This window comes from Dactylosporangium sp. McL0621 (genome assembly GCF_049995355.1).
Lineage (GTDB): Bacteria > Actinomycetota > Actinomycetes > Mycobacteriales > Micromonosporaceae > Dactylosporangium.
On record NZ_CP188259.1, the window covers coordinates 11641891 to 11667658 of the forward strand.

Annotated in this window: 22 protein-coding genes, 2 tRNA genes and 1 pseudogene; 11 read left to right on the plus strand and 14 right to left on the minus strand. The window is 71.5% G+C overall.

Going from position 1 to position 25768, the window contains the following annotated elements; translation table 11 throughout:
- Positions 1-402: 402 nt before the first annotated feature.
- Positions 403-807: a DUF5130 family protein gene (locus tag ACPPVO_RS55205; RefSeq protein WP_360378091.1), complete on the minus strand. Its 405-nt coding sequence runs from the start codon at positions 805-807 to the stop codon at positions 403-405.
- Entirely contained in the window at positions 794-1102 is a 309-nt protein-coding gene (locus ACPPVO_RS55210; RefSeq protein ID WP_426507613.1) for a hypothetical protein, read from the minus strand. Before ACPPVO_RS55210 ends, ACPPVO_RS55205 begins: the two co-directional genes overlap by 14 nt.
- Before the next feature lie 96 nt (positions 1103-1198).
- Here ACPPVO_RS55210 and kynU point away from each other — a divergent pair, with 96 nt between their 5' ends.
- Complete coding sequence (kynU, locus tag ACPPVO_RS55215) at positions 1199-2449, plus strand: kynureninase (RefSeq protein WP_426507614.1); 1251 nt, start codon at positions 1199-1201, stop codon at positions 2447-2449.
- Positions 2450-2465: 16 nt separating this feature from the next.
- Here kynU and ACPPVO_RS55220 read toward each other — a convergent pair whose 3' ends face one another.
- Entirely contained in the window at positions 2466-3008 is a 543-nt protein-coding gene (locus ACPPVO_RS55220; protein ID WP_360378097.1) for an HNH endonuclease, read from the minus strand.
- A 214-nt stretch (positions 3009-3222) separates the two neighbouring features.
- Here ACPPVO_RS55220 and ACPPVO_RS55225 point away from each other — a divergent pair, with 214 nt between their 5' ends.
- The 5 genes from ACPPVO_RS55225 (at position 3223) to ACPPVO_RS55245 (ending at position 7827) form a co-directional block, all read left to right on the plus strand.
- Positions 3223-4257: a mechanosensitive ion channel family protein gene (locus ACPPVO_RS55225; RefSeq protein WP_426507616.1), complete on the plus strand. Its 1035-nt coding sequence runs from the start codon at positions 3223-3225 to the stop codon at positions 4255-4257.
- 273 nt (positions 4258-4530) lie between these two features.
- On the plus strand, positions 4531-6039 hold the full coding sequence (locus ACPPVO_RS55230; RefSeq protein WP_426507617.1) for an MFS transporter: 1509 nt from the start codon (positions 4531-4533) through the stop codon (positions 6037-6039).
- A gap of 4 nt (positions 6040-6043) precedes the next feature.
- Positions 6044-6460, plus strand: a complete 417-nt coding sequence (locus ACPPVO_RS55235) for a globin (RefSeq protein WP_426507618.1) — start codon at positions 6044-6046, stop codon at positions 6458-6460.
- Positions 6461-6566: 106 nt separating this feature from the next.
- Positions 6567-7460, plus strand: a complete 894-nt coding sequence (locus ACPPVO_RS55240; RefSeq protein ID WP_426507619.1) for a hypothetical protein — start codon at positions 6567-6569, stop codon at positions 7458-7460.
- Positions 7420-7827 (plus strand): hypothetical protein, encoded by a 408-nt coding sequence (locus tag ACPPVO_RS55245; protein ID WP_426507621.1) that lies wholly within the window; start codon positions 7420-7422, stop codon positions 7825-7827. Before ACPPVO_RS55240 ends, ACPPVO_RS55245 begins: the two co-directional genes overlap by 41 nt.
- Before the next feature lie 50 nt (positions 7828-7877).
- On the opposite strand, the gene ACPPVO_RS55250 is transcribed toward ACPPVO_RS55245, so the two are convergent.
- The 4 genes from ACPPVO_RS55250 to ACPPVO_RS55265 form a co-directional block, all read right to left on the minus strand.
- Positions 7878-7953, minus strand: a tRNA-His gene (locus ACPPVO_RS55250).
- A gap of 53 nt (positions 7954-8006) precedes the next feature.
- Complete coding sequence (orn, locus tag ACPPVO_RS55255) at positions 8007-8645, minus strand: oligoribonuclease (RefSeq protein ID WP_426507623.1); 639 nt, start codon at positions 8643-8645, stop codon at positions 8007-8009.
- Positions 8646-8733: 88 nt separating this feature from the next.
- Positions 8734-10014 carry a hypothetical protein gene (locus tag ACPPVO_RS55260; RefSeq protein ID WP_426507625.1) on the minus strand — a complete coding sequence of 427 codons (1281 nt, stop codon included), beginning with the start codon at positions 10012-10014 and terminating at the stop codon, positions 8734-8736.
- A 101-nt stretch (positions 10015-10115) separates the two neighbouring features.
- On the minus strand, positions 10116-12020 hold the full coding sequence (locus ACPPVO_RS55265) for a copper resistance CopC/CopD family protein (RefSeq protein ID WP_426507627.1): 1905 nt from the start codon (positions 12018-12020) through the stop codon (positions 10116-10118).
- A 139-nt stretch (positions 12021-12159) separates the two neighbouring features.
- Here ACPPVO_RS55265 and bcp point away from each other — a divergent pair, with 139 nt between their 5' ends.
- Complete coding sequence (gene bcp / locus ACPPVO_RS55270) at positions 12160-12633, plus strand: thioredoxin-dependent thiol peroxidase (RefSeq protein WP_360378118.1); 474 nt, start codon at positions 12160-12162, stop codon at positions 12631-12633.
- Positions 12634-13914: 1281 nt separating this feature from the next.
- Here the strand turns inward: bcp and ACPPVO_RS55275 are convergent.
- The 7 genes from ACPPVO_RS55275 to ACPPVO_RS55305 form a co-directional block, all read right to left on the minus strand.
- The gene (locus tag ACPPVO_RS55275; protein WP_426507628.1) at positions 13915-14649 is read right to left on the minus strand and encodes a hypothetical protein; all 735 of its coding nucleotides are present in this window, start codon (positions 14647-14649) and stop codon (positions 13915-13917) included.
- 56 nt (positions 14650-14705) lie between these two features.
- Positions 14706-14778: transfer RNA gene (locus tag ACPPVO_RS55280), tRNA-Leu, on the minus strand.
- A gap of 21 nt (positions 14779-14799) precedes the next feature.
- The gene (locus ACPPVO_RS55285) at positions 14800-15639 is read right to left on the minus strand and encodes a transglutaminase family protein (RefSeq protein ID WP_426507630.1); all 840 of its coding nucleotides are present in this window, start codon (positions 15637-15639) and stop codon (positions 14800-14802) included.
- Positions 15636-16583, minus strand: a complete 948-nt coding sequence (locus tag ACPPVO_RS55290) for an alpha-E domain-containing protein (protein ID WP_426507631.1) — start codon at positions 16581-16583, stop codon at positions 15636-15638. The genes ACPPVO_RS55285 and ACPPVO_RS55290 overlap by 4 nt, the downstream gene beginning before the upstream one ends.
- Positions 16584-16595: 12 nt before the next feature.
- Positions 16596-18170 carry a circularly permuted type 2 ATP-grasp protein gene (locus ACPPVO_RS55295; RefSeq protein WP_426507632.1) on the minus strand — a complete coding sequence of 525 codons (1575 nt, stop codon included), beginning with the start codon at positions 18168-18170 and terminating at the stop codon, positions 16596-16598.
- Positions 18171-18416: 246 nt separating this feature from the next.
- Positions 18417-19052: a hypothetical protein gene (locus ACPPVO_RS55300; RefSeq protein ID WP_426507634.1), complete on the minus strand. Its 636-nt coding sequence runs from the start codon at positions 19050-19052 to the stop codon at positions 18417-18419.
- A gap of 613 nt (positions 19053-19665) precedes the next feature.
- Complete coding sequence (locus ACPPVO_RS55305) at positions 19666-20466, minus strand: MOSC domain-containing protein (RefSeq protein ID WP_426507636.1); 801 nt, start codon at positions 20464-20466, stop codon at positions 19666-19668.
- A 95-nt stretch (positions 20467-20561) separates the two neighbouring features.
- On the opposite strand from ACPPVO_RS55305, the gene ACPPVO_RS55310 reads away from it, so the two are divergent.
- The 4 genes and pseudogenes from ACPPVO_RS55310 to ACPPVO_RS55325 all read left to right on the plus strand — a co-directional run.
- Positions 20562-21425, plus strand: coding sequence for a MurR/RpiR family transcriptional regulator (locus tag ACPPVO_RS55310; RefSeq protein ID WP_426507638.1), 864 nt, complete (start codon positions 20562-20564; stop codon positions 21423-21425).
- Between the two features lie 12 nt (positions 21426-21437).
- Entirely contained in the window at positions 21438-23117 is a 1680-nt protein-coding gene (gene hutU, locus ACPPVO_RS55315) for a urocanate hydratase (protein WP_426507640.1), read from the plus strand.
- Positions 23117-24322 (plus strand): allantoate amidohydrolase, encoded by a 1206-nt coding sequence (locus ACPPVO_RS55320; protein ID WP_426514879.1) that lies wholly within the window; start codon positions 23117-23119, stop codon positions 24320-24322. The genes hutU and ACPPVO_RS55320 overlap by 1 nt, the downstream gene beginning before the upstream one ends.
- Positions 24319-25644: pseudogene (locus tag ACPPVO_RS55325) on the plus strand (formimidoylglutamate deiminase); the annotation flags it as partial. The gene ACPPVO_RS55320 and the pseudogene ACPPVO_RS55325, both read left to right, overlap by 4 nt.
- Between the last annotated feature and the right edge of the window lie 124 nt (positions 25645-25768).

Here is a 25768-nt window from a genome sequence, read left to right on the forward strand (position 1 = left end):
AAAAGAAAGCGGCGCGTTCTCGAAGAGAGAACGCGCCGCATTTCTTTATTCATGTCCAGTAGGACCAGGTGCGGTCCGTGGAGGCCCGGAGTAGAACGAACCCGGCCCCTTCCGCCCCGGACGGCGACCCACGTGTGGGAGGGGGTTTGGGTGGAGCGGAGCTCCCCCAATGCGGAGCGCAGCGCGAAATACAGCGGGTTTGGGTGGAGCGGAGCTCCCCCAATGCGGAGCGCAGCGCGAAATACAGCGGGTTTGGGTGGAGCGGAGCTCCCCCAACGGGGAGCGCAGCGCGAAATACAGCGGGTTTGGGTGGAGCGGAGCTCCCCCAACGGGGAGCGCAGCGCGAAACACAGCGGGTTTGGGTGGAGCGGAGCTCCCCCAACGGGGAGCGCAGCGCGAAACTCAGTGCTTGCCCGCGTGGTCGGCCAGCTGGGCCAGGCCCGAGACCAGACCGCCCGCCAGGTCCCCGCCTCCGAAGGACGCCGCCATCGACAGGGCCGCCAGCTTCGCCGCGCGGTCCGGCAGCCGGCGCCGCGCCTCGCCGCCGGTCACGATCTCCAGCACGCGCTGGTTCGGCGACAGGGCGATCAGCACGGTGTTCGCCGGGTCGGCGAGCTGCCCGTGCAGCTTCTCCGCGTAGGCCCGCCCCGGCTCCTCGAGGTCGCCGACGTAGATGCTGAAGGTCAGCCCGGTCGACGAGTCGGCCAGGCGCAGCGCCTCGTCCAGGCGCAGCAGCTGGCGCGTGGTGAACGGGCCGTTGAGGACTTCGGGCCGGCCGGTCAGGCCGGCCGGGCTACCACCGGTCACTTGCGCCTCCGATGACTTGCGGCAGCGTCCGGTCGCCCGACCAGTCGGTCGCGCCGGAGGCATTGCCGCCTGCGGTCAGTTCCGCCCGCCGCGCACCGGTGAGCTCGCGGGCGTGCGCCGCCTCGGTCTGCTGCTCGGGCGCGGAGAGGAACCAGACGGGCGTGAAATCGAACGGCCGTCCGGGCCGGTAGCGCCGGCTACGGCGGGAACCCCCCGCGTAGACGGCGCCCGCGATGAGCAGGATGACCGCAGCCGGAATCCCGGCAAAGATCAGCGTCGTCTCGATGATGGACAAGCTCAACGCCCCCAGGCGTCGAAGGGACTAAAAGACCGGCTTCACGTTAGCGGGCGGCTATGACCAGCCGGTTGCCGGGGGCCTACCGTCACTGACATGGACCTCTCGCGCCAGCATGCCGAATCGCTCGACGCCCACGACCCTATCGGACATTTCCGGGCGCGGTTCTACATTCCGGACAGCGAGCTGGTGTACTTCGACGGTAACTCCCTGGGCCGGCTGCCGCTGGCCACGCGCGAGCGGCTCCGCGACGCCATCGACCGCGAGTGGGGTCACGACCTGATCCGCGGCTGGGACACGTGGATCGACCTGGCCCGCTCCGTCGGTGACCGGCTGGCTTCGTCGGTACTGCACGTGCTTCCCGGCGAGGTCGTGCTCTCGGACTCCACGAGCGTCAACGCGTACAAGCTGGCCGCCGCGGCGCTCGATGCCCGCCCGGGCCGCGGCGTGATCGTCACCGACGACGACAACTTCCCCACCGACCGGTACGTGCTGGAGGGCCTGGCCAAGGCGCGCGGCCTCGAGCTGCGGGTGGTCGCGACCGACATCGACGCGGGCGTGGACCCGCAGCGGGTGGCCGCGGCGCTGGACGACGACGTCGCGCTGGTCTGCCTGTCCCACGTGGCCTACCGCTCCGGCGCGGTCGCCGACATGGTGGCGATCACCACTGCGGCGCACCGGGTGGGCGCCCTCACACTGTGGGATCTGTGCCACTCCGCGGGGGCGGTGCGGGTGCCGCTGCGCGAGTCCGGGGCGGATCTCGCGGTGGGGTGCACGTACAAGTACCTCAACGCGGGCCCGGGTGCGCCCGCGTTCCTCTATGTGCGCGAGGACCTGCAGGCCTCGCTGCGGCAGCCGATCTGGGGCTGGTTCGGCCGGCGGGACCAGTTCGCGATGGGGGACGGCTACGACCCGGCGGACTCGATCGACCGGTTCCTGGTGGGCACGCCGCCGGTGCTGGGCGGGTACGCGGCGCTGGAAGGCGTCCGCATCACGGCCGAGGCCGGCATCGACGCCCTGGCCGCGAAGGGCGCGGCGCTGACCGACTACGCGATCGGGCTGGCCGAGGCGTGGCTGGGCGACCGGCTGACGCTCGCCGGCCCGCGGGACGCCGCGCGGCGGGGCAGCCACGTTACGTTCCGCGCGCCGGAGGCCTGGCCGATCTGCCAGGCGCTCAAGGCGGCCGGCGTGATCCCGGACTTCCGCACGCCGGAGCGCCTGCGGATCGGGCTGGCGCCGCTGTACACCCGCTTCGCCGACGTGCACGAGGGCATGCGGCGGCTGCGGGAGATCGTGACGTCCGGCGCCTACTCGACGTTCACGGCGGAGCTCGGCCGGGTGACCTGAGGCTTCGATACAGCCCCTAAGCCGCCTGCGGCACGCCGTCGACGGGCAGGTCCAGCCAGTCGGCCCAGCGCGGGTCGGGCGTGCGGTGGCCGAGCACCCGCCAGGCCACGCCCTTGGGCGCTATGGGGCTGGCATGCAAACGCCAGCCGAGTTCGGCTGGCGTTTTGTCACCTTTGGTGTGGTTGCAGCGGGCGCAGGCGGCGACGACGTTCTCCCAGGCGTGCCGCCCGCCCCGGCTGCGTGGCATCACGTGGTCGATGGTCTCGGCCGGGCCGCGGCAGTAGGCGCAACGCCATCCGTCGCGGGCGAATATTCCGCGGCGGGAGAGGCCTATGTGCGTGCGGTACGGCACCCGCACGTAGCGGGTGAGCCGGACCACGGACGGCACCGGCAGCTCGTTCATCGCACTGTGGAGGATCCCGTCACCGTCGGCGACACATACGGCCTTCGACGTCAGGACCAGGATGGTGGCACGTCTGACAGACACGACACACAGCGGCTCGTAGGTGGCATTCAGCACCAGCGCACCCGATACTCGTGCGGGTCGTATGTCAGGCATCGCCGTCCCCCTAATACGTGAAGGAAGTCTCCCTGGAAATGGCCACGTAAGGTCTGCTTGCGAGCCCACCGGCGGTGGCCCGTGGGCTAATCGTCCCTGATAGATCCTCGGATTGCACGTACTATTTGCGGCCGGTGGGTGAACCTTCCCCCGTGACCCCGGCTTTTGTGCGGACTTGCCCCGGTCCGCCCCGGTTTGCTGCTAGAGGAGTGACGTGATCGGCCCCATCGCGATGCCGCTGGAGGAGACGCCGAAGCCCGGGAGCCTGCCGAGCTGTGCGGACAAATCCGGTTTCTGCGACTTCGTCTGGGACCAGACCAAGAACAAGTGGCTGGCCGAGAGCAGCTACTGGGCGCTGGTCAAGCCGCTGACGATCATCGTGATCATCATCATCGCCCTCATCATCCGGGCACTTGTCCACCGGGCCATCGACCGGCTGATCCGGCACACGATCAGCGACAACGAGGCCGGCGGCTCGGTGCTGCGGCCGCTGCGCAGGCGGCTCCCGACCCTCGCCGCCCCCTCGGAGCGGCGCAACCAGCGCGCCCGGGCGCTCGGCTCGGTGCTGCGCAGCATCGCCTCCGCGGTCGTGTTCTCGATCGCCACGATGCTCGTGCTCGGCGAGATCGGCATCGACCTCGCCCCGCTGCTGGCCAGCGCCGGCATCGCGGGCCTGGCCATCGGCTTCGGTGCGCAGAACCTGGTCAAGGACTTCATCGCCGGGCTGTTCATGCTCCTGGAGGACCAGTACGGCGTCGGCGACGTGGTCGACGTCGGCGAGACCACCGGCACCGTCGAGGCGGTCGGGCTGCGCATCACCACCATCCGCGACGCCGGGGGCGTGGTCTGGTACGTGCGCAACGGCGAGATCGTGCGGGTCGGCAACAAGAGCCAGGGCTGGGCCGTGGTCAACATCGACGTGCCGGTCGGGTTCGTCTCGGTCGAGCAGGCCACCGCGGTGCTGCAGGCGACGGCCGACGAGTTCGGCACCGACCCGGACTACGCCGACGACTTCATGGACCCGCCGAAGGTGCTCGGCGTGGAGCAGCTCACCGCCGAGGGCGCGGTGCTGCGGACCACGGTGAAGACGTCGAACGAGGCGCAGTGGCGCATCGGGCGCGAGCTGCGCCGGCGGCTGACCGAGTCGCTGGAGCGGGCCGGGATCGCGGCCCAGCTGACGGCGGCGCGCATGTACATCCGCCCGGCCAACGGCGACGGCGGCGAGACGGGCCAGCCCGGCCCCACCTGATCCGGGGCGACCCACCCGCTTGCCCCTTCGCGGATCGCCACCCGGCAGAAGTGGCCATACCTCCATTCCTGTACCGATCGGGGGTATTTGTCCAATCTCGCGGTCATCTGTGATCAACCCCGAGGGTAGGGTCGCGCGTCGGGTGGTCAGTCGGTTATCGTCCGTTCGTTCAGGTGCATCGCTGCACAGTGTCCCGGTCCGCCGCCGTTGACCCCTCTCGGGCGGATTGACCGGTTCGGCCGCGCCCGCGAACGTTCCGCCGCCGTCGCGACCATGGGGAAGGGGGCTCTGCCGGTGCCGAACGACGCCTCCGCCCAGCGCCCCGCGACGATCCGCGAGACCCTCGCCAACCGCGAGTACGCCGCGGTCTTCGCGGCCCAGGCGCAGTCGAGCCTCGGCGACAACGTGGCCCGCGCGGCGGTCGTCGCGCTGGTGTACCGCCAGACGAACTCCCCGATCCTGTCCGCCGCCGCGTTCGCGGTGAGCTACCTGCCGTGGCTCGGCGTCGGGGCGCTGCTGGCGGCCTGGGCCGAGCGCCACCCGTACCGCCGCACCATGATCGGTTGCGACCTGCTGCGCGCCGGCATCATGCTCGCGCTCGCCGCGCTGCCCGGCCTGCCGACCGGCCTCATCATCGCGCTGCTGTTCGGCAACGCGCTGCTGAGCCCGCCGTTCGACGCCTCCCGCTCGGCGCTCATGCCGCAGCTGCTGCACGGCGAGCAGTACGTCACCGCGATCGTGCTCAACCGCACCACCGGCCAGGTCTCGCTCATCGCCGGCTACGCGCTGGGCGCCGTGCTCGTGGCGGTCAACGGCTCGCTGGCCCTGCTCGTCAACGGGCTCACGTTCGCGGTCTCGGCGCTGGTGATCTCGCTGCTGGTGCGCGAGCGCCAGCCCGAGCTCAAGCCCGAGCAGCACACCAACCTGCTGCGCGAGGCGGCCGACGGCTACCGGGTCGTGTTCCGCTCGCCGGTCATGCGCTCGATCGCGCTTGTCGTGTTCTGCGGCGTCTGCTTCGGCGTGGTTCCCGAGGGCCTGGCCGCGGCCTGGGCCGCCCACCTCGCCGGGCACTCCGACGCGTTCGGCTTCGGCGTCATCATGACCGCGGCCGCGGCCGGGTTCGTGATCGGCAGCGCGCTGATCACCTGGCTGCTGCCGCCCCAGCGGCGGGTCGCGCTGATCCGGCCGCTGGCGATCATCACGCCGCTGGCGCTCGTGCCGGCGCTGCTCAACCCGAGCCTGCCGGCGATCGTCGTCATGACCGTGGTCGCCGGCGCCTCGCTGGCGATCACGCTCCCGGCCGGCAACGGGCTCTTCGTGCAGGTGCTCCCGCCGGCGTACCGGGCCCGCGCGTTCGGCGTCATGCAGAGCGGCGTGCACCTGCTGCAGGGCGGGGCGATCGTGCTCACCGGCTGGCTGGCGACCTACTACCCGCTGCCGGACGTCGTGGGGTATTTCGGCATCGCCGGCCTCGCCGCCACCGTGCTGATCATCGCCTCCTGGCCGGCCCAGGCCACCATCGCCGACGCGATCGCGGCCAACAAGGTCCGGGCCGCGGCCGCGCAGTACGCCGCCGCGCACGGCGGCATCGACGACCTCGGCGAGGTCACGATCGACCTGGCCCGGGTGGCCCTCCCGGCCCGCCGCCGCCCCTCCCCCGGCCCGCGCCGCGAGCCGCCGATGGCCGACCCCGCCGAGCGCACCGTCGACCTGACCGAGCGCACCACGGAGCTCGGCGGCCTCCCGCCCGCGCCACCCTCCCAGGCGGCGCGGCATAGTTGACGGCGTGACGTCCCCCAACTTCTACGAGCTCGTCGGCGGCGAGCCGACCTTCCACAAGCTCGTCGACGAGTTCTACGCCGGCGTGGCCGAGGATCCGATCCTGCGTCCGCTGTACCCCGAGGAGGACCTCGGACCGGCCAACGAGCGCTTCCGGCTGTTCCTGATCCAGTACTGGGGCGGCCCGTCGACGTACTCGGAGAACCGCGGCCACCCGCGCCTGCGGATGCGCCACGCGCCCTTCCGGATCGCCTCGGCCGAGCGCGACGCCTGGCTGCGGCAGATGCGCCGGGCGGTCGACGCGATCGCGCTCCCGCCCGACCAGGAGGCGGTGCTCTGGGACTATCTGGAGCGCGCCGCCCACTTCATGGTCAACGCCGACGACCCGGAAGAATCGGACTCCACGACCATTCCGGTGCTTTAGCGTACTTTGCGTTTCCTTTCGCCACGTTTCGCGTTGTCCTGGCTATGTGCCGCCGTCTCCGGCGGCACGGTCTGGCATCACGTAAACCGACCGAGGAGACGCCTGCATGCGCCGACGCCTGATCGCCGCTGCCGCCACAGCAATGGCCGCTTTCGCGGTCGCCATTCCCGCCTCCGCCGCGCTCAACCAGCCGAGCCAGGTGTCCACCAACCCCGCCGACTTCACGCCGAACGTCCTCGACGGCGAGGTGCGCGCGTTCGCGCTGGTCGGTGACACCGTGGTGGTGGGCGGCGACTTCACCAGCGTCACCGACGCCCAGCGCAAGGTGAAGTACAACCGCAAGAACCTGTTCGCGTACCGTGCCGCGACCGGCGAGATCCTGCCGTTCGCGCCGCAGCCCGACGCGCCGGTGTTCACGCTGGCCACAGGGGCCAGCAACACCGTCTACGCGGGCGGGGAGTTCAAGAAGATCGCCGGGGCCGACCAGCGCGGCCTGGCTCAGCTCAACGTCGCCGACGACAGCCGCGTGCCGGCCTTCACCGCGGCGATCAACTGGGGCGACAGCCGCAGCATCATCGCCCAGGGCCCGTACCTGTACGTGGCCGGCTCGTTCAGCGCGATCGGCGCCACGGGCCGCGTCGGCCTGGCCCGGCTCGACGCGACGACCGGCGCGGTCGACCCGGTCTTCGACCTGAAGCTGGCCGCCCCGCACCTGACCCGCGTGAAGCTCGAGGACCTGGCTCTGACCCCCGACGGGCACCCGGCTGGCCGCGGTCGGCGCGGTGGAGCAGGCCGCCGGGCAGTGGCGGGCCCAGGTGGTGATGGTCGACATCCCGGCCGCCGGGCCGGTGCGCCTCGCCGACTGGTACACCGACGCCTACGCCCACGAGTGCCGGGCCGGCTTCGAGACGTACCTGCGCGGCGTCGACTTCGACCCGACCGGCACCTACGCGACGATCGTGGCGACGGGCCGCAAGTGGGGCGCCGACCTGATGTGTGACACGGCGGCGCGCTTCGACCTGCGCGGCACCGGGATGCACAAGCCGCTGTGGGTGAACCACACCGGCGGGGACTCGCTGTACTCGGTCGCCGACACCGGCGCGGCCGTCTACGTCGGCGGGCACCAGCGCTGGATGGACAACCCGCAGGGCCAGGAGACGGCGGGCCCGGGCGCGGTGGCGCGGCCCGGTATCGCGGCGCTCAACCCGCTGTCGGGCAAGGCGACGACCTGGAACCCGCAGCGCAACCCGCGCGGTGTCGGGGCACGGGCCCTGCTGGCGACGCCGCAGGGGCTCCTGGTGGGCTCGGACACGGAGCGGATCGGCAACGAGTACCACGGCCGTCTGGCCCTGATGCCGACGTCGTAACCCCGCTCAAGCGAAACGGCCCCCGTCCTTCGACGGGGGCCGTTCTCGTATGGGGTGACTGATGGGATTTGAACCCACGACACCCGGGACCACAACCCGGTGCTCTGCCAACTGAGCTACAGCCACCATGAACTCGCCCGCTAATAGTAGGGCATGGGGTGCGGGATTCGTCGACAGGGTTATGACGCGTTCGTGTCGCCTTCCCGGCTCAACTCGGCGGCGATCGCCTTGGCGGTGTCGACGTCGGGGCCGGGCAGCGGCACGAAGAGCGTGCGGCGGTAGTACTCCAGCTCACGGATGCTCTCGCGGATGTCGGCGAGGGCGCGGTGGGCGAGGCCCTTCGGCGGCTGGCCGAAGTACACGCGCGGGTACCAGCGCCGGCACAGCTCCTTGATCGAGGAGACGTCGATCATCCGGTAGTGCAGATGGTGGTCGAGGCGCGGCATGTCGCGGGCCAGGAAGCCGCGGTCCGTCGCGATCGAGTTGCCGCACAGCGGCGCCGTGCGCGGGTCGCGCACATGCTCGGTGATGTACGTCATGATGAGGTCCTCGGCCTCGGCGACCGTGACCGCGGAAGCCCGCACCGCCTCGGTGAGGCCGGACTTGCTGTGCATGTCCCGCACGACCTCGAGCATCCCGTCCAGCGCCGCGTCGTCGGCGTGGATCACCACGTCGACGCCCTCGCCGAGCACGTTCAGATCGGGGTCGGTCACCAGCGCTGCGACTTCGATCAGCGCGTCCTTCCCCAGATCGAGCCCCGTCATCTCACAGTCGATCCAGACCAAAAGATCACCCACACCGGACAGCCTAGTGTTCATCCGGCCGACTTCTCACTCCTCGGTGCAGGCAACCACCCGGACTGCGCCTTGTCGTTACCAAATCCCGGCTCAATGTGGCCTGCGTCACTCACCGTGCGGCGGTACTCGGCTCCGCGGCGTCCTTGTCCTCGCTCGCCGCGATCGGCGCCCAGGTGAACTGCAGCTCGATGTTCGGCATCGCCGGGAGCGGCGGGAGGTCGATCGGGCCGTGGTCGTCGAGGTCGGCGTCGCGGGGCGCCGGGCGGTCGAGCTCGCACTCGACCCGCGGGGCCGGCGGCTCCGGCGCTCCGGCGTCCTTCTCGTCGCTGATCTGCCGCTCGGCGTCCGCGGCGGCCAGGACGTCGGCCAGGGTGCGCATGACACGCTCGTGCGGCGTCGTCCTCGCTGCTTCCGGCTCCGGCTCGGCCGCTTCGGCCTCGTCCTCTTCCGCTTTCTCCACGACCGCCTCGTCCACGACCGTCTCCTCGGCGACCGTCGTCCCGGCGGCGGGCTCCTCGGCGGGCTCCTCGGCGGGCTCCTCGGGCGCGGGGCGGGCCGGGATCACGAGCGGCTCGGCCGTGGCGAGGGCGCAGGCCGGGGGCCAGGCCAGGGTGATCAGCGCGAGGAAGAGCAGGGCGCCGCCGAGCATGAGCAGGCCGCCGGTGGTGGGGCCGAGCCAGGCCGGGGTCAGGCGTGCGGTGATAGAAGCATCGATGCCGGCGGTACCGTCGGCGCGCATCACCACGAGCGACAGGTGCCGGCCGCGCAGGGCCGAGGGCGACCAGGTGAGCCGGGCCGCACCGGCGCGCTGCTCGCTGCGGGCGATCCAGAACCGCTCGGCGGCGGGGCGCTTGGCCTCGGACGGAGCCGCGGCCTCCGGATTCCCGGGAGCGGCAGCGGCGCCGGCGTCGGCGGGGTTCACGGGAGCGGCGGCGGCGTCCGGGCTCACGGGGGCCGCGGCGGCGTCCGGGTTCACGGGGGCGGCGGACTGGTTCGCGGTGCGCGCCATCGGCTCGGCCCTCAGCTCCACCGGGAGCGGGCCGCGGGCGAGGCGGACGCGGGTCAGGCGGGAGTGGGCCCGGCCGTCGAGGTAGCGCCGGACGTCGGCCTCGGGGCCGAGACCGATGAAGAGCGGGCCGCCGGAGCCGACCGCCGACAGGCTGAGCGTGGTCTGCCCACCCCGCGCGAACGGCGCCTCGGCTCGCAGGAGCGCGTCGACGTCGGGCACGACCACCGCGGTACCGCCGGCGCGGACCCGCTCCAGTCGCGCCGCGAACGAACCGTCGTCGGCCCGATGCTCCATGGCGAGCAGAAGTCCGCCACCGGCGAGAGCCAGCGGCACCGCGATGAGCAGCAGCAGCGCGCCGACACCCGCCCGAACCAGACGCACGACCGTGGCAGCCGCCCCTCTTTCCCCGGCGTTACGAGGGCGACATTACCGGCAAAACGGGCGCAAGCTGGCCGAATCGTCGTGGGGGCCTCCTTCCAGGACTATTTGACCGGTACCTGCACCGTCACCGTCGTCTGGTTGAGGTCGTCGACCCGGGCCGTGAACTTGAACTCCCAGGTGCCCGGGGAGGTCAGCGTGACCTGGCCGAGCGCGTGGTCGTCGCCGACGGCGAGGACCGGCACGGTGAGCGGCTCGATGCCCTTGGCGGGCAGCGCGGCCGTCGCCTTCCACTCGACGACCGTCTGCGGGCCGGAGCCGTCGGGCTTGACCGCGTACAGGTGGATGGAGTTCGGCCCGACGGTCGCCGGGGAGATGTCGACCTGGAGCTTGAGCAGGCTGGTGGAGACCACCGTGTCGAACGGGCCGGGCGGGGTGTCGCTGGTACCGCTGCGGGCCGGGCTGGTCTGGACGAGCACCGAGGTCAGCGCGAGGACGACCACGGCGATGGCGACCTCGATGATGACCGCGGCGCGCAGGCGGCGGCGGTCGGCGTCCTCGATCCGGGGCGGCTGGGCCTGCGCTTCCTGCAGTTCCGCTTCGGCCGCTTCCAGTTCCGCCGCCTCGGCTTCGGCCGCTTCTGTTTCCGATTCCGCGGCGTCCGATTCCGCCGCTTCGGCTTCCGCTTCTGCCGCGTCCGGTTCCGCCGCTTCTGCCGGTATTCCCGCCGCTCCTATTTCCGCCGCTCCTATTTCCGCCGCTCCTATTTCCGGCGCTGCCAGTTCCGCCGCTCCCAGTTCCGCCGGCTCCGTTTCCGCCATGGCTGGAGCGAAGCGGCGGTTCGTAATGCTGCGCGAGTACGCCGCCACGCCGACCACGACCGCCAGGAGCGCGACCTTGGCGATGACGATCTGGCCGTACGTCGTGCCGGTCAGCGCATCGAGCGTGCCGATCTCCACGAGCGCCTGCGCGGTCCCGGCGAGTACGAGGACGGTGATGGCGAAGAGCGCCCAGCCCGACCACACCGGCACGATCGCGCTCAGCTCGCGGGTGTTGGCCCGGCGCAGCAGGAAGCCGAAGAGCATGACGAGCCCGCCCAGCCAGATGGACATGGCCGCGAGGTGGGCGGCGTCGGCGACCACGGTGAGCGTGGGCACCGGCGAGGCGCTCGGGTGCCCGGAGATCGGCCAGGTGGCGAGCCCGACGATGCCCAGGATGACGAGCATGGTCTGGTCGAACTTGCCGGCCCGGCCGGTCAGCACGGGCCGGATCAGGATCGCGGTCGCGAGCACGACGCCGAGCCGCACCAGGTGCGCGGCCCCGAACGGGGTGCCCAGGACCTCGCGGGCGGCGGTGCCGGAGACGTCGAACAGGGACGTCCCGGCGGTGTAGGGGATCTGGATGTACAACTCCAGGATCGTGCTCAGCGCGAGCAGCCCGGCCCCGCCGAGCGCGAGGCGGCCCGGGTCGCGGGTGGACAGCCGGCGCGGCCAGAGCGCGAGCAGGATCAGCGCGGGCCCGACGAGCAGCACGAGACCGGCGAAGCCGAGGAACCGGGCGACGGACATCGCGTTCTTGACGACGCCGTCGGTCTGCACGTCCTTGCCGTCGTCGGCGTTCGGGGTGGCCGAGGGCTGGCCGAAGGAGAAGCTGTAGCCGCCGCTGACCGGGTGGCTGTCGGCGGAGATGACCCGGTAGCTGACCAGGTACGTGCCCTTGGGCCCGCCGGTCTTGAGCGGAATCACCAGCTCCTGATCGCGTACCGCGGGCTTGCCTGTATCCGCCCGGCTGCCGTCCGGGGCCACGACCTTGATCTTGTCGGCGACGAGCCGCACCTGCTCGCTGAAGGTCAGCGTCACCTCGCCGGGCATCTGGTCCAGCACCGTACCCGCGACCGGCGCGGTCTGCTCGAGCTCGGCGTGCGCGCTGGCGGGCGCGGCGGGCAGCACGAGGATGGCCAGGGCCCCGAGGAGCATCGCCAGAGGGACGGACCATCTGCGTCGGGTCATGAGCTCATGATTTCGCGCCGGTCATTCTGAGTTGGTCGCGGGTCACCCGCAAAAAGTTCCCGATCACTTCGAGTAGCGCCGCCAAGGCACTCCGCGATCAGCGTCCATGTTTGTCGTACCCGGGGGATAGAGTCTGGGCATGACGACGACGCGCCTGGAGCCGGGTGACACGGCCCCCGAGTTCACGCTGCAGACCGACCGGGACGAGCCCCTGTCACTCGCCGACCTCCGCGGCCGAAAGGTCGTCCTCTACGCCTACCCGGCGGCGATGACCCCTGGCTGCACCAAGCAGGCGTGCGACTTCCGCGACAACATCGCCTCGCTCAAGGCCGCAGGCTACGAGGTGGTCGGCATCTCCCCCGACGCCCCCGCGAAGCTGGCCCAGTTCCGCGACCGCGACGCGATCACCTTCCCCCTGGTCTCCGACCCGGACCGCGCCGTCCTGCGCGCCTACGGCGCCTACGGCGAAAAGCAGAACTACGGCCGCACGGTCCTGGGCGTGATCCGCTCCACCTTCGTGATCGACGAGAAGGGCCAGATCGAGCGCGCGATGTACAACGTACGAGCCACCGGCCACGTGGCGAAGCTGCGCAAGGACCTGGGCCTCGACTGAGCCGCCCCGCTGACGGCCGGAGGTCGGCGCAGTTCTTCGCACCGGCTGGGTCCGCGCACGCCCGGGTCCACACTGGCCCAGGTTCGGCGCCGGCTCAGGCTTCGCGCTGGCCGGGTCCGCAGCGGCCCGGGTTTCCGCCGGCCCAGGTTCGGCGCCGGCCCAGGCTTCGCGCTCGCCGGGTCCGCGGCGGCCCGGGTTTCCGCCGGCCCAGGCTTCGCGCTCACCGGGTCCGCGGCGGCCCGGGTTTCCGCCGGCCCAGGTTTCGCGCTCGCCGGGTCCGCGGCGGCCCGGGTTTCCGCTGGCCCAGGTTTCGCGCTGGCCGGGTCCGCACTGGCCCAGAGTCCGCACTGCCCTGCCGCGAGCCGGCATCCGCGCGCCGAATCATCGGGACCGCAGTTGCCCGTGTCCGCATTGGCCCGGGTCCGCACCTGGCCCGAGTCCACGCCGGCGCCCGCCGCGAGCCCGGCATCCGCCTCATCGGGTCCGCGCTGGCCCGACGGCAGCCGATCCCCCGCGACCTCCACCCGCACCGCTCTTCCCCAGTTTCGGCGTCCTGCCGCGGACATGGTGAAGCCCGGCGGAGTATCCATCCACCGGGCTTCGGCGTGCCGCCCATTTGCGCACACCGGCGACGTTTGAAGAACGAAGATCAAGTTATGACGTCGCGCTCTTCGATTGAGCTATCGGCCCATGGAGAGGACCGAGCGGGAGTTGAACCCGCAACCTCGACGACTGGCGTCCCGTTCGTTTGATCCGGCGTTCGGCGGCGAATGCTCAGACTGGAGCGAGAAGTTGAGTTTGTGTTTCGGCTCCCGCGGCCGCCTCTGCCATTGGGCTACGCCGCCTCGAGTACTGGCGGCGGAAGGAATCGAACCTCCACCTTGACACCGCGCGCACCTGTCAAACTGAGCCTCAGGTTCAGCCTGCGCTCCTTGCGCACCTCGATCTTAAAGCCGCCACCCCAAAACGCGAAACCGCTTTCCACCGCCACCGCCACACGCAGGAAAGTCGCGCACCTCATAGCCGGAACCCAGCCGCACACGTCCCCAGCCGGCCCCGCACACCCCATGCCACGCCCGCACGCGCCGCGCACCTCGGGTCGTCACGCGCTACGCCAAACACGCCCGTACGCGCCGGGTCGTCACGCGCCGCGCAAACACGTCCCGCACCCTCCGGTCGTCACGCATCACGCATATCGACCGCCCATCGGCCCGGGGCGCACCTCAACCCATCCGACGCCCGGCGCCGCGCACTTCCGCTAAGCGCCGGGCATCGCCGCCGTCAGGCGCCGAACAGGTACCGGAAAACCTTCTCTCCGGCCTCCTGCTCCACAACCTCCACGCCGTTGGCCTCCTCGCGGGCGAACTTCACCGCGGCCTGCAGCCTCTCGACGCGCTCCACGAGCTCGTTCACGCGCTTGGCCGCCAGCGCGCCCGAGAACTTCACGGTCTTCCAATAGCCGATGACCACGTCCTCGTAGTAGACCTCGACCTGCGCCGGGTGCTTCTCCGTCGCCTCGGCCTTGACGTGGTTGCGCGGGATCTTCTTCGTGCGGGTGGTCTGCGTGGGCTCGGTCGCGTACGTGTCGGCGGAGGCGTCGTACACCCACGTCTCGGCGGCGTCGAGGATCGGCAGCTTGCGCACGAACGTGAGGAGGTCGGCGAGCTGCTTCTCCAGGAAGAGCAGGTACGACACCGGCACCTCCCGCAGCAGGACCTCCCCGTCGACCGAGACGTCGGCGCGGGCGACGCAGTTCGTCCAGTCCTTGGTCGCGGTGACGTCGAACAGGCGGGTGAGGATCGTCGCCGTCTGGCGCAGGACCTCCTCGGCCTTGACCTGCACGCGCGTCGACTCGGGCGGGAGCTGCTCGCCCTCTTCGTCCTTCGGGCGGTACGTGCGCGAGATCCCGGCCAGCAGCGCCGGCTTCTGCAGGACGTGGTGGGCCTCGGTGAGGTCCTGGAAGGAGCGGGACTTCACGCCCTTCTCGACCGCGATGATCTGATTCAGCTTCGTCATAATGCGGACGAGTGTACGAGCCGGTAAAGCACTTGCAGTACCCGATAAATCGGAAGTGGGGCCGGTGAGAGTCGAACTCACACTGGCACGGACCTAAACCGTGTGCCTCTGCCATTGGGCTACGGCCCCAGTAACAGAGAGACACAATACTCAAGCCAGTCGCGTGATCTCCACCGTGACGCCCAGGTGCTTGCTCGGCGCCCCGTGGTACACCCCACGCAGCGGCGGCACGTCGTCGTAGTCCCGGCCGCGGGCGACCACCACGTGCCGCGGACCGACCGGCACCCCGTTGGTGGGATCGAACCCGGTCCACTCCCCGGCCCACCATTCGACCCAGGCGTGGCTCTGCCCGGCGACCGTCTCGCCGACCTCGGCCTCGACCTTGGGGTGCAGGTACCCGGAGACGTACCGCGCGGGAATGCCCTTCGCCCGCAGCAGCCCCACGGTCAGGTGCGCGATGTCCTGGCAGACCCCCTTGCGCAGGTCCCACGTCTCCTGGGCGCTGGTCTGCACGCCGGTCGAGCCGGGGACGTACGCCACCTCATTGCGAACCCAATGACACAGGGCCTCGGCCGCTTCCGCGGGGGACCCGGCGACGGCGGACCAGACGTCGGCGACGAGCTCCGGGGCGACCGTCGTGAGCCGGGAGTGCGCGAGGAACTCGGCGTAGGCGTCGTGCACCGCGCCGGTGCCGAGCTCGGCCCAGCCGAGACGGACGGCCGGCGCCGGGGGCGGCGACACCTCGACCAGGCTGCTGGAGACGACGCGCAGCTGCTGGTGCGGGCGGTGCAGGTCGAACGCGGTGACCTGGGTCGCCCAGTAGTCGTGGTACCGGTACGTGGTCGCGCCGGGCGTGACCTCGACCTGGCTGAACAGGGTCGTCTGCCACGGCAGGGTCAGCGGCGTGAGCCGGGCCTCGTTGTACGAGGCCGAGACCGGCCCGGCGTACTTGTAGCCGGTGACGTGGCGGATCTTCAGGCGCCAGTTCATGATCCACCCCAAGCGACGGTGCCCCACGTGACGGGCGTGGACTGCGGGAAGTACCGGGCGGTGATCGCCGCGCTCGCCGTCGCGCAGGTCAGCTGCAGCGCGCGCAGGTGCTGCGGGAGCTCGGCCAGCAGCGTGGTCGTGTCGGCGTACTCCAGCCGCGTCCGGATCTGCCCGATGGGCCGGCGCGCGGCGTCGGTCACGCCGGCGCGCTCGATCGTGGGCGCAAGATCGATAAGGCATTGCTCGGCGGTACCCAGGGCATGCAGGGCGGATCGCGGAAACAGACGGTCCAGAAGCAGGAACTCGGTGACCCGCTGCGGGTCGAACGTGCCGCCGTGCGTGCGCAGGAACGCCTCGTCGGCACCGCAGGAGCGCAGCACCGTGCGCCACCCGGTCACCTCGTCGGGCGTGTTGGTCTGGATCGACAGCAGCCGCGCGGTCATGTCGACCCGTTCCAGGCTGCGCCCGAGCACCAGGAACCGCCAGCCGTCGTCGCGGCTCATCGTCGACTCGGCGAGGCCCGCGAGAACGGCCGACCGCTCGCGTACGTAACTCAGGAACACCGTCGGCCCGAGCCGCTCGGCCGCACCCCGCCGCGACGCGAGCGTGTGCCACGTGACGTTGAGGCACTCCCACATCTCGCTGGAGATCGTCTCGCGTACACCCCGCGCGTTGTCGCGGGCGGCCACGATCGCACCGGAGATCGCGCTGGGGTCCTCGGCGTCGAAGGCGAGCAGCTCCAGCACATCGCCGGTGGTGAGCCGGCGGTCCTGCGGGGCGGGCGCGCCGAGGATCGACATGAGCGTGCGGCAGGCCGCGTCCTCGTCGGCCCACAGGTCCTCGAGCAGCCGGCCGAGGAACGCGTCGAGGATGCGCGCGGTGTCGTCGGCGCGCTCGACGTACCGGCCGATCCAGAACAGCGACTCCGCGATACGACTGAGCATCAGCCCTCCTCCCTACTGCTGCTGTCCGGCCAACTGCGCGGCCGCCGGGCCGCTGTCCCGCGGGCCGCTCTCGGCCCGGACGGCGCCGCTGTCGCGCTCGGCCCCGGCCTGGGCCCGCGGCGCCGGCGCGGGATCGCCCGGATTCGCCAGCACCCAGGTGTCCTTGGAGCCGCCGCCCTGGCTGGAGTTGACCACCAGCGCGCCCTCGGGCAGCGCGACGCGGGTCAGGCCGCCGGGCAGCAGCCAGATCTCGTTGCCGTCGTTGACCGCGAACGGGCGCAGGTCGATGTGGCGCGGCGCGACCCGGTCGCCGAGCAGCGTCGGCGACGTGGACAGCGCGACCGGCCGCTGGGCGATCCAGCCCCGGGGGTCCCGCTCGACCGTCCGGCGCAGCGTGGCCAGGGTCTCCGCGGAGGCCTGCGGGCCGATCACGATGCCCTTGCCCCCGGCCCCGTCGACCGGCTTCAGCACGAGCTGGTCGAGCCGGTCGAGCACGTCGTGGAGCACTTCGGGCTCGCGGTCGTCCAGCCGGTACGTCTCCACGTTGTCGATCAGCGGCTCCTCCGACAGGTAGTAGCGGATCAGGTCCGGCACGTACGTGTACACCAGCTTGTCGTCGGCGACCCCGTTGCCCACGGCGTTGGCCAGCGTGACCTGCCCGGCCCGCGCGGCGTTGACGATCCCCGGGCAGCCGATGACCGAGTCGGGCCGGAAGTGCAGCGGGTCGATGAAGTCGTCGTCGACCCGGCGGTACACGACGTGCACCGGCCGCTCCCCCTGCGTCGTGCGCATCCGGATCCGGTTGCCGCTGCACACCAGGTCACGCCCCTCGACGAGCTCGACGCCCATGAGCCGCGCGAGCAGCGCATGCTCGAAGTACGCGGCGTTGTACACCCCCGGCGTCAGCACGACGACGGTCGGATCGTCGACCCCTTCGGGCGCGGCGGCCCGCAGCGCCGCGAGCAGCCGCGCCGGGTAGTCGTCGACGGGCCGCACCCGAGCATCGGCGAACAGCGCCGGCATCGTGTGCGCGAGCGCGCGCCGGTTCTCGATGACGTACGACACCCCGGACGGAATCCGCAGATTGTCCTCCAGCACGCGGAAACGCCCCTGCTCGTCCCGCACCAGGTCCACGCCGCTGATGTGCACGCGCACCCCGTTGGGCGGCTCGATCCCGTACGCCTGCCGGTGAAAGTGCGCGCTGCTGGTGATCAGTTTCCGCGGTACCACTCCATCGGTGAACACCCGTCCGGCCCCGTAGATGTCGGCCAGGAAAGCCTCGAGCGCCCTGACCCTCTGCCGCACCCCGGCGGTCAGCAGGTCCCACTCGGCAGCGTCGAGAATGCGCGGAATCAGGTCGAGCGGGAAGGGCCGCTCCTCCCCCGCGTACGCAAAGGTGACCCCGCGATCAGTGAAGACCCGAGCCAGCTGATCAGCCCGAAACCGCAGGTCGGCCGGGGCCAACGGCTGAAGCGCGGCGAACAGCGAACGATAGGGGGACCGCGGCAGTCCGGGGCGTTCGAACATCTCGTCCCAAGCTTCGAACATGCCCCCGGACATCGAGTACTCATCGAAGATGTCCGCCATGGAGGGAGCCTAGGCAGGAACCGTTTCGCTCACATTACCGATGTGTTTTGGCCAGCGATCTTGCCCTAGTCCGACTCCAGCCGGCCGACGCCAACGACAGACCTCAATATCTCTCCCCCGACGATCCCCGGATGCCGTCACCACACCTCGGGCGGCGGTCCACACTCCTGGACGGCCCCGGCCAGCGCCATCAAGGACCGCACCACCGCATTCCGCCCTTCCCCGCCGTGCAACACCTTCCGCGGCTCACGAATCCGCTCCCCCCCGATCGCATGCGCCCCCGCCCGCTGCGTGGCCGACATCGCCGAGAACGTCGCGCACACCACCGCCGTGTCCTGCGCGCGGACCCCGATCGCCGCGAACACCGGCGCCAGCGTCCGGACCGCCGGTTACGCATCGCGAACACCGGCGCCAGCGTCCGGACCGCCGGTTACGCATCGCGAACCCGCGCCCCAACGCCGGCCCGACGAGGCTGCGCAGCCCGAGCCGATGCAGGTACCGCCCAACCGCCGACTCACTGTGCGGCGCGTACACGGCGACGGACCGCCCGGTCGCCCGGCACGCCTCGAGCAGCTCGGCCGATTTAGCGGTCACGGGCACCCAGTCCGCCGCGTCCACCTCCGCGTCGTGAATCAACTGCTCGGCCCGGCGCCCCACCTCCTCCGACACCTCGTACGCCTCGGCCAACATGTCGAACGGGTTGTCGCTCACGCCCTGCAGGACCGACGCCCGACGCCCGGTCTCCTCGAGCATCTCGCCGACCAGCCGCGCCACCGCTTCCGGCTCGGGTAGCAGGTTCCCGAGCACGCTGAACGTCACGACGACGTGCTGCGTGCGCTCGAGGATCTCGGCAAGATGGGGCCGCACCCGCACGGGCGTCACGCCTTGATCATGTCCCGCCAGCAGCACCCCGGGACGCGTTATGCCACTTTCGCCTCGCCACCTGACGTGCTCTCGTAGCTACTGTCCGAATCCCGCACCGGGCACTCCTGACCGGCAGACCCCGCCGGCCCCGCCACCGCACGAATGTCCGGCGCGCCGCGACCGCTACCGTCGAAGTTGATTGAACACACCCACGACGCGCAGCCGCTCATCTCCCCCAGAGACCTGCACGGCCTCGGCCGCCATCGCTCAAACCGAGTTCGTCAAAGACCTCCGCGGCCCCGCCGCCTGCCATCGCTCGCGCCGAAGTTCGTCAAAGACCTCCGCGGCCCCGCCGCCTGCCATCGCTCGCGCCGAAGTTCGTCAAGGACCTACGCGGCCCGACCGTCGCTGCCATCACTCGCGCTCGAACGCGTCAACGACCCGACTGGCCCGACCACCCGGCCGGCACTCGCGCCAGAATCCCCGTAGGCCTGTGCTGCCCGTCCTGCCCGACCCGACCGATCGGCGCCCGACCACCGCTCGCGCCCGGCACCCTCATAGGCCCGTGCCGCCCGACCTGCCCGACCCGACCGACCGGCCGACACCTGACCACCGCTCGCGCCCAGTGTCCTCAGGCGACGGTGACCTCGTCGCCAACCGCGATCTTGCCCCGTACATCCGGGATGAGGTTGGCGCCGAACATCAGGCCGCCCGGGAACCGCCGGTGCTTGGCCAGTATTCGCAGCGGCTGCTTGCCCTTCTCACCCGTCTCGGGGTCGATGGTGGTCAGCACGCATCGGTCGCACGACTTCGGCACACGGAAGGCGACATCGCCGATGACGATCCGGCGGCCGATCCAGTCGTCCTCCGCCCAGGCCGGGGCGCCGGAGACGACGACGTTGGGCCGGAACCGGGTCATCGTGATCGGCTCGTCGCCGTCCTCGACCAGCCAGTCGTTGACCGCGTGCAGCGAGGACTCGTTGGCCAGCAGCAGCGGAAAGCCGTCGGCGAAGCTGACGCGATCGTCCGGGGTGCCGTACCCGGCGTCCACCGCCCGCCGGGTCGGATCGTCGAGGTGGAACAGGCGCGCCGGCCGCCCGATCACCTGCGACACCCAGTGGTTCGCGACGTCCCCCGCGGACGTCGCGGCGATCCACTGGTGGAAGTGCCTGATGTCGGTCGTCTCGGCCGACGGGTACGGAACCTCGATCGGCGCCGCGCCCTCTGCCTCGAGCACCAGGCCCCGGTCGTTGTACCGCGGCCGCACCCGACCCAACGCCGGCAACTCCCGCTGGGTGATCAGCTTGGCCGTCTCGTCGACGACGATCCACCGGCGATCGCCCGCAAGACCCCAGGGCTCCACCTCCGCGATGCCTGCCTCGACGCGGTAACAGCTCTTGATCGGGTAGGTAGCTAGGTAGCTCAGGCGCACGTTCTGAGAGTCGCATGGACGTCCCCCTTCCCGCCAACATTCTGAATGATCCCATGCACTTGACGCAACTCTGAAAGTCGACTTACAGTCAGCCCATGGCCTCAACACCACGCCAGCGGATACTCGACCTCTTCGATGGACAGCGACTCACGCCCGTCCAGCGGCGCATCGCGCGCATCCTGGTCGAGCACGCCGGGCAGGCCGGTTACCTCTCCAGCGGCGACCTGGCGACCCTCGCGGGCGTCAGCCAGCCGTCGGTGACCCGCTTTGCGACGGCGCTGGGGTTCGAGGGCTATCCAGCACTGCGCGACGAATTGCGCGTGACCATCGACGGCTACCGGCACGGCCCGTCCACAGTGGACGACCCGGATGAGACCGCCCCGGTCAGCCAGTTCGAGCAGGCGCTCGGTGACGAGATCGCCAACCTCCAACGGCTCTCCGACACTCTCAAGGACCCCGGGCCGCTGACCGAGGCGGGCCGGTTGCTGATGGCGAGCCGGCCGCTGCCGGTTCTCGGGCTCCGCGCGGCCGCGGCCCTCGCGGGCGCCTTCGCCTACTTCGCGGCCAAGGTTCATCCGGACGTACGGTTGGTGCACGAGCAGGGCAGCCTGCTCGCGGATCGCCTGGAACAGGCACGCGCGGCCGGTGCAGTTGCGATGCTGGCGTTTGTGCTGCCCCGATATCCACGCGAGGCGGTCGACGCGCTACGCGAGGCGCGGGCCGCTGGGCTTCGTGTCGTCACCGTGACGGACTCGCCGGTCAGCCCGGCGGCCGCCGAGTCCGACGTGGTGCTGCCCGCGCCGGTCGGCTCCCGGCTCGTGTTCGACATGCACACCGCGCCGATGGCCATGGTGACGATCCTGCTCCAGGCGATGTGCGACTCGGCACCGGCCGAAACTCAGGAGCGGCTCGAGGCGTTCGAGCGCTCCGCCGCCACCCGTCAGGTATTCCTGCCCTAACCGAGGAGAATCATGGAAACAGTCCGTGCCCCTCGGGGCACCCAGTTGACGGCGCGAGGTTGGCAACAGGAGGCCGCCCTGCGCATGCTCATGAACAACCTCGACCCTGACGTCGCGGAACGTCCGCAGGACCTGGTGGTGTACGGCGGTACGGGCAAGGCCGCACGCGACTGGCCGTCCTACCGCGCACTGGTTCGCACCCTGACGACCCTCGGACCGGACGAGACGATGCTGGTGCAGTCCGGCCGCCCCATCGGGGTGCTGCAGACGCACGAGTGGGCGCCCCGGGTGCTGATCGCCAACTCCAACCTGGTCGGCGACTGGGCCAACTGGCCGGAGTTCCGGCGGCTGGAGGCGCTCGGCCTGACGATGTACGGGCAGATGACCGCCGGGTCGTGGATCTACATCGGCACGCAGGGCATCCTGCAGGGCACCTACGAGACGTTCGCGGCGGTGGCCGAGAAGCGGTTCGGGGGGTCGCTGGCCGGCACGCTCACGATCACCGCGGGGTGCGGCGGGATGGGCGGCGCGCAGCCGCTCGCGGTCACCATGAACGGCGGCGTCTGCCTGATCATCGACGTCGACCGGGCCCGGCTGGAGCGGCGGGTCGCCACCCGCTACCTCGACGTCGTCGCCGACTCGCTGGAGGACGGGGTTCGGCTCGCCGTCGAGGCGCAGACGGCGCGCAGGCCGCTGTCGGTCGGGGTCGCGGGCAACGCCGCGCTGCTGCTGCCCGAGCTGCTGCGGATGGGCGTCGCGGCCGACATCGTGACCGACCAGACCTCGGCGCACGACCCGCTGTCCTACGTGCCGAGCGGTGTCGCTCCCGAGGACGCGACCGACTACGCGGCGAAGAAGCCCGAGGAGTTCACGGAGCGGGCCCGCGAATCGATGGCCCGGCACGTGGAGGCGATGGTCGGCTTCCTGGACCGCGGCGCCGAGGTGTTCGACTACGGCAACTCGATCCGGGGCGAGGCCCAGCTGGGCGGATTCGACCGGGCGTTCGCGTTCCCGGGCTTTGTCCCGGCGTACATCCGCCCGCTCTTCTGTGAGGGCAAGGGCCCCTTCCGGTGGGCCGCGCTGTCGGGCAACCCCGCCGACATCGCCGCCACCGACCGGGCGATCCTCGACCTCTTCCCGGAGAATGCGTCGCTGCACCGCTGGATCACGATGGCCCGGGAGCGGGTCGCGTTCCAGGGGTTGCCGGCGCGGATCTGCTGGCTCGGGCAGGGCGAGCGCGACCGGGCCGGGCTGCGGTTCAACGAGATGGTCGCCGACGGCACCCTGGAGGCGCCACTCGTGATCGGGCGCGACCACCTCGACACCGGATCAGTCGCCTCGCCGTACCGCGAGACTGAGGCGATGCGCGACGGATCCGACGCGATCGCGGACTGGCCGCTGCTCAACGCGCTGGTCAACACGGCGTCGGGCGCCTCGTGGGTGTCGATCCACCACGGCGGCGGCGTCGGGATCGGACGGTCGATCCACGCCGGGCAGGTGTCGGTCGCCGACGGCACCGCGCTGGCGGCGCAGAAGCTGGCTCGGGTCCTGAGCAACGACCCGGCGATGGGCGTGCTGCGACACGTGGACGCCGGGTACGAGGACGCGGCGGAGGTGGCCGGGGCGAACGGGCTGCGGGTGCCGATGCGGGAGGCGCCGGCCGACGGCGCAGAGGCCGGTGAGCGGGCATGATGAGCGCCGAGCGGTTCGCCGCGCTGTGGGAGTCGCTGAGCCCCGTCGGCCGGGCCGGTGAGGACGGCGGGTACGTCCGGCACTCGTGGACCGACACCGACCTGGTGTGCCGGGAGTGGTTCATCGAGGAGGCGCTGGACCGCGACCTCGAGGTGGAGATCGACCGCAACGGCAACCTGTGGGCCTGGTGGGGCGAGCCGGAGCAGGAGGGCGCCATCGTCACCGGCAGCCACCTCGACTCCGTTCCGCACGGCGGGGCCTACGACGGGCCCCTGGGCGTCGTGTCCGGGCTGCTGGCCATCGACCGGCTCCGCGAGCGCGGCGTGAAACCGGTGCGGCCGGTGGCGGTCGCGGTGTTCACCGAGGAGGAGGGTGCCCGGTTCGGGGTACCGTGCCTCGGATCACGGCTGATGACCGGCGCGTTCGACCCGGCGAAGGCGCTGCGGCTGCGCGACCGGGAGGGCGCCTGGCTCGCGGACGCGATCGGGCGGGCCGGGCTCGACCCGGACCGGCTCGGGCCCGATCCGGACCGGCTCGCGCGCATCGGAGCGTTCGTCGAGCTCCACGTCGAGCAGGGGCGGGCGCTCGACCACCTGAACGCGCCGATCGGCGTGGCGAGCGCGATCTGGCCGCACGGGCGATACCGGTTCGACTTCACCGGCGAGGGCAACCACGCCGGCACGACGCGCATGTCGGACCGGCACGATCCGATGCTGACGCTCGCGTATACGGTGCTGACGACCGACGAGGTCGCCCGGATCCACGGCGCGCACGCGACCGTCGGGCGGGTCGACGTCGCGCCGAACGCCACCAACGCCATTGCGGCCCGCGCCTCCGCCTGGCTGGACGCCCGGGCCGCGGACGGCGAGACGCTGCAGAAGCTCGTCGAGTCGATCCACCATCGCTCCGAGGAACGGGCACGGCGCGACGGCACGCACGTGACGATGACCGCGGAGTCGGTCACGGGCGAGGTCGGGTTCGCCGGTGACGTCAGCCGGCTCGCCGCCCTCGAGCTGCAGGCGCCCGTGCTGCCGACCGGCGCCGGGCACGACGCGGGCGTGCTGTCCGCGCACGTCGACACGGCCATGCTGTTCGTGCGGAACCCGACCGGCATCTCCCACGCGCCGCAGGAGTCGGCCTCCGACGCCGACTGCGCCGTCGGGGTGGAGAAGCTCACCGACCTCTTGGCCCGGCTATGTCAATGACGCGGTACCACTGCCAACACGCCTGGCTGCCGTCCGGCGTCGCCGACGACGTGCTCGTCGAGATCGCCGGTGGGCGGTTCGTCGCAGTGCGGACCCAGACGCCGGTCGACGCGCCCGAGGCGGCCGGGGCGGTCCGGCTGGCGGGGCTCACGCTGCCGGGCCTGGCCAACGCGCACTCCCACGCGTTCCACCGGGCGCTGCGGGGGCGCACCCAGCGGGGCCGGGGCACCTTCTGGACCTGGCGCGAGCAGATGTACGCGGTGGCGGGCGCGCTCGACCCGGACTCGTACCACGCGCTGGCGGTCGCCGTGTACGCCGAGATGGCGCTGGCCGGCATCACCTGCGTCGGCGAGTTCCACTACCTGCATCACGGGCCGGGCGGAGTCAGGTACGCGGACCCGAACGCAATGGGCGAGGCGCTCATCGCCGCGGCGGCCGATGCGGGGATCAGGATCACGCTGCTCGACACGCTGTACCTGACCGCGGGGGTCGATGGGCGGGCCTTGGAAGGGGTACAACTCCGGTTCGGGGACGGGTCGATCGATGCCTGGTCGAACCGGCTGGATCGGCTGCGGCCCCGGCCTCATGCGCGGATCGGGGCGGCTGCGCACAGCGTGCGGGCGGTGCCGGCCGAGGTGCTGTCGGCGTTCGCGGCGCGCACCGACGGTCTGCCGACGCACGTGCACCTCTCGGAGCAGCGCGCGGAGAACGAGGCCTGCCTGGCGGTTCACGGCCGGACACCGACGGAGCTGCTGGCCGACAACGGGCTGCTCAGCGCGCGGTTGACGGCGGTGCACGCCACGCACCTGTCGGACACGGACCGGACGGAGCTCGGGGACAACGGCACCGGGGTGTGCTTCTGCCCGACGACCGAGCGGGATCTCGCCGATGGCATCGGGCACGCGCGGGCGCTGGTCGACGCGGGCAGCCCGCTGAGCCTGGGCAGCGACAGCCACGCCGTGATCGACCTGTTCGAGGAGGCGCGCGGCGTCGAGATGCACGAGCGGCTCCACACCGAGCACCGCGGGCACTTCACGGGCGCCGAGCTGATCACCGCGGCCGCGGCGACCGGGCACGCGGCGCTCGGCTGGATGCACGCCGGCTCCATCGCCATCGGTGGGCGGGCGGACCTGGTCACGGTGGCGCTCGACACGGCCCGGACGGCGGGCTGCGACCCGGCGGCGATCGGGTTCGCAGCGACCGCGGCGGACGTGCGGCACGTGGTGGTCGACGGGCGGGTCGTCGTGCGCGACGGGGTTCACGCCGGCGTCCCCGATGTGGCGGCTGCCCTGACCAATGCGCTCGCAGAGATCGCGAAGGCTGGCGGAGATGCCCCGGCCCGAGAAGGCCGGTCCGGCGGTGGAGGTCGGCCGGGCCCGAGTAGTGGGCCAGGGGGTGCGGCGCGCGGTAGCGAGACAGGCAGCGCGACGGCCGACGGCGACGCAC

Coding starts and splice junctions, on each gene's coding strand:
- ACPPVO_RS55290 (WP_426507631.1), bottom strand. CDS start 16,583: ATGCTCAGTCGTATCGCGGAGTCGCTGTTCTGGATCGGCCGGTACGTC.
- orn (WP_426507623.1), bottom strand. CDS start 8,645: ATGAACACTAGGCTGTCCGGTGTGGGTGATCTTTTGGTCTGGATCGAC.
- ACPPVO_RS55230 (WP_426507617.1), top strand. CDS start 4,531: ATGGGGAAGGGGGCTCTGCCGGTGCCGAACGACGCCTCCGCCCAGCGC.
- ACPPVO_RS55240 (WP_426507619.1), top strand. CDS start 6,567: ATGCGCCGACGCCTGATCGCCGCTGCCGCCACAGCAATGGCCGCTTTC.
- kynU (WP_426507614.1), top strand. CDS start 1,199: ATGGACCTCTCGCGCCAGCATGCCGAATCGCTCGACGCCCACGACCCT.
- ACPPVO_RS55310 (WP_426507638.1), top strand. CDS start 20,562: ATGGCCTCAACACCACGCCAGCGGATACTCGACCTCTTCGATGGACAG.
- hutU (WP_426507640.1), top strand. CDS start 21,438: ATGGAAACAGTCCGTGCCCCTCGGGGCACCCAGTTGACGGCGCGAGGT.
- ACPPVO_RS55295 (WP_426507632.1), bottom strand. CDS start 18,170: ATGGCGGACATCTTCGATGAGTACTCGATGTCCGGGGGCATGTTCGAA.
- bcp (WP_360378118.1), top strand. CDS start 12,160: ATGACGACGACGCGCCTGGAGCCGGGTGACACGGCCCCCGAGTTCACG.
- ACPPVO_RS55320 (WP_426514879.1), top strand. CDS start 23,117: ATGAGCGCCGAGCGGTTCGCCGCGCTGTGGGAGTCGCTGAGCCCCGTC.
- ACPPVO_RS55275 (WP_426507628.1), bottom strand. CDS start 14,649: ATGACGAAGCTGAATCAGATCATCGCGGTCGAGAAGGGCGTGAAGTCC.
- ACPPVO_RS55220 (WP_360378097.1), bottom strand. CDS start 3,008: ATGCCTGACATACGACCCGCACGAGTATCGGGTGCGCTGGTGCTGAAT.
- ACPPVO_RS55285 (WP_426507630.1), bottom strand. CDS start 15,639: ATGAACTGGCGCCTGAAGATCCGCCACGTCACCGGCTACAAGTACGCC.
- ACPPVO_RS55265 (WP_426507627.1), bottom strand. CDS start 12,020: ATGACCCGACGCAGATGGTCCGTCCCTCTGGCGATGCTCCTCGGGGCC.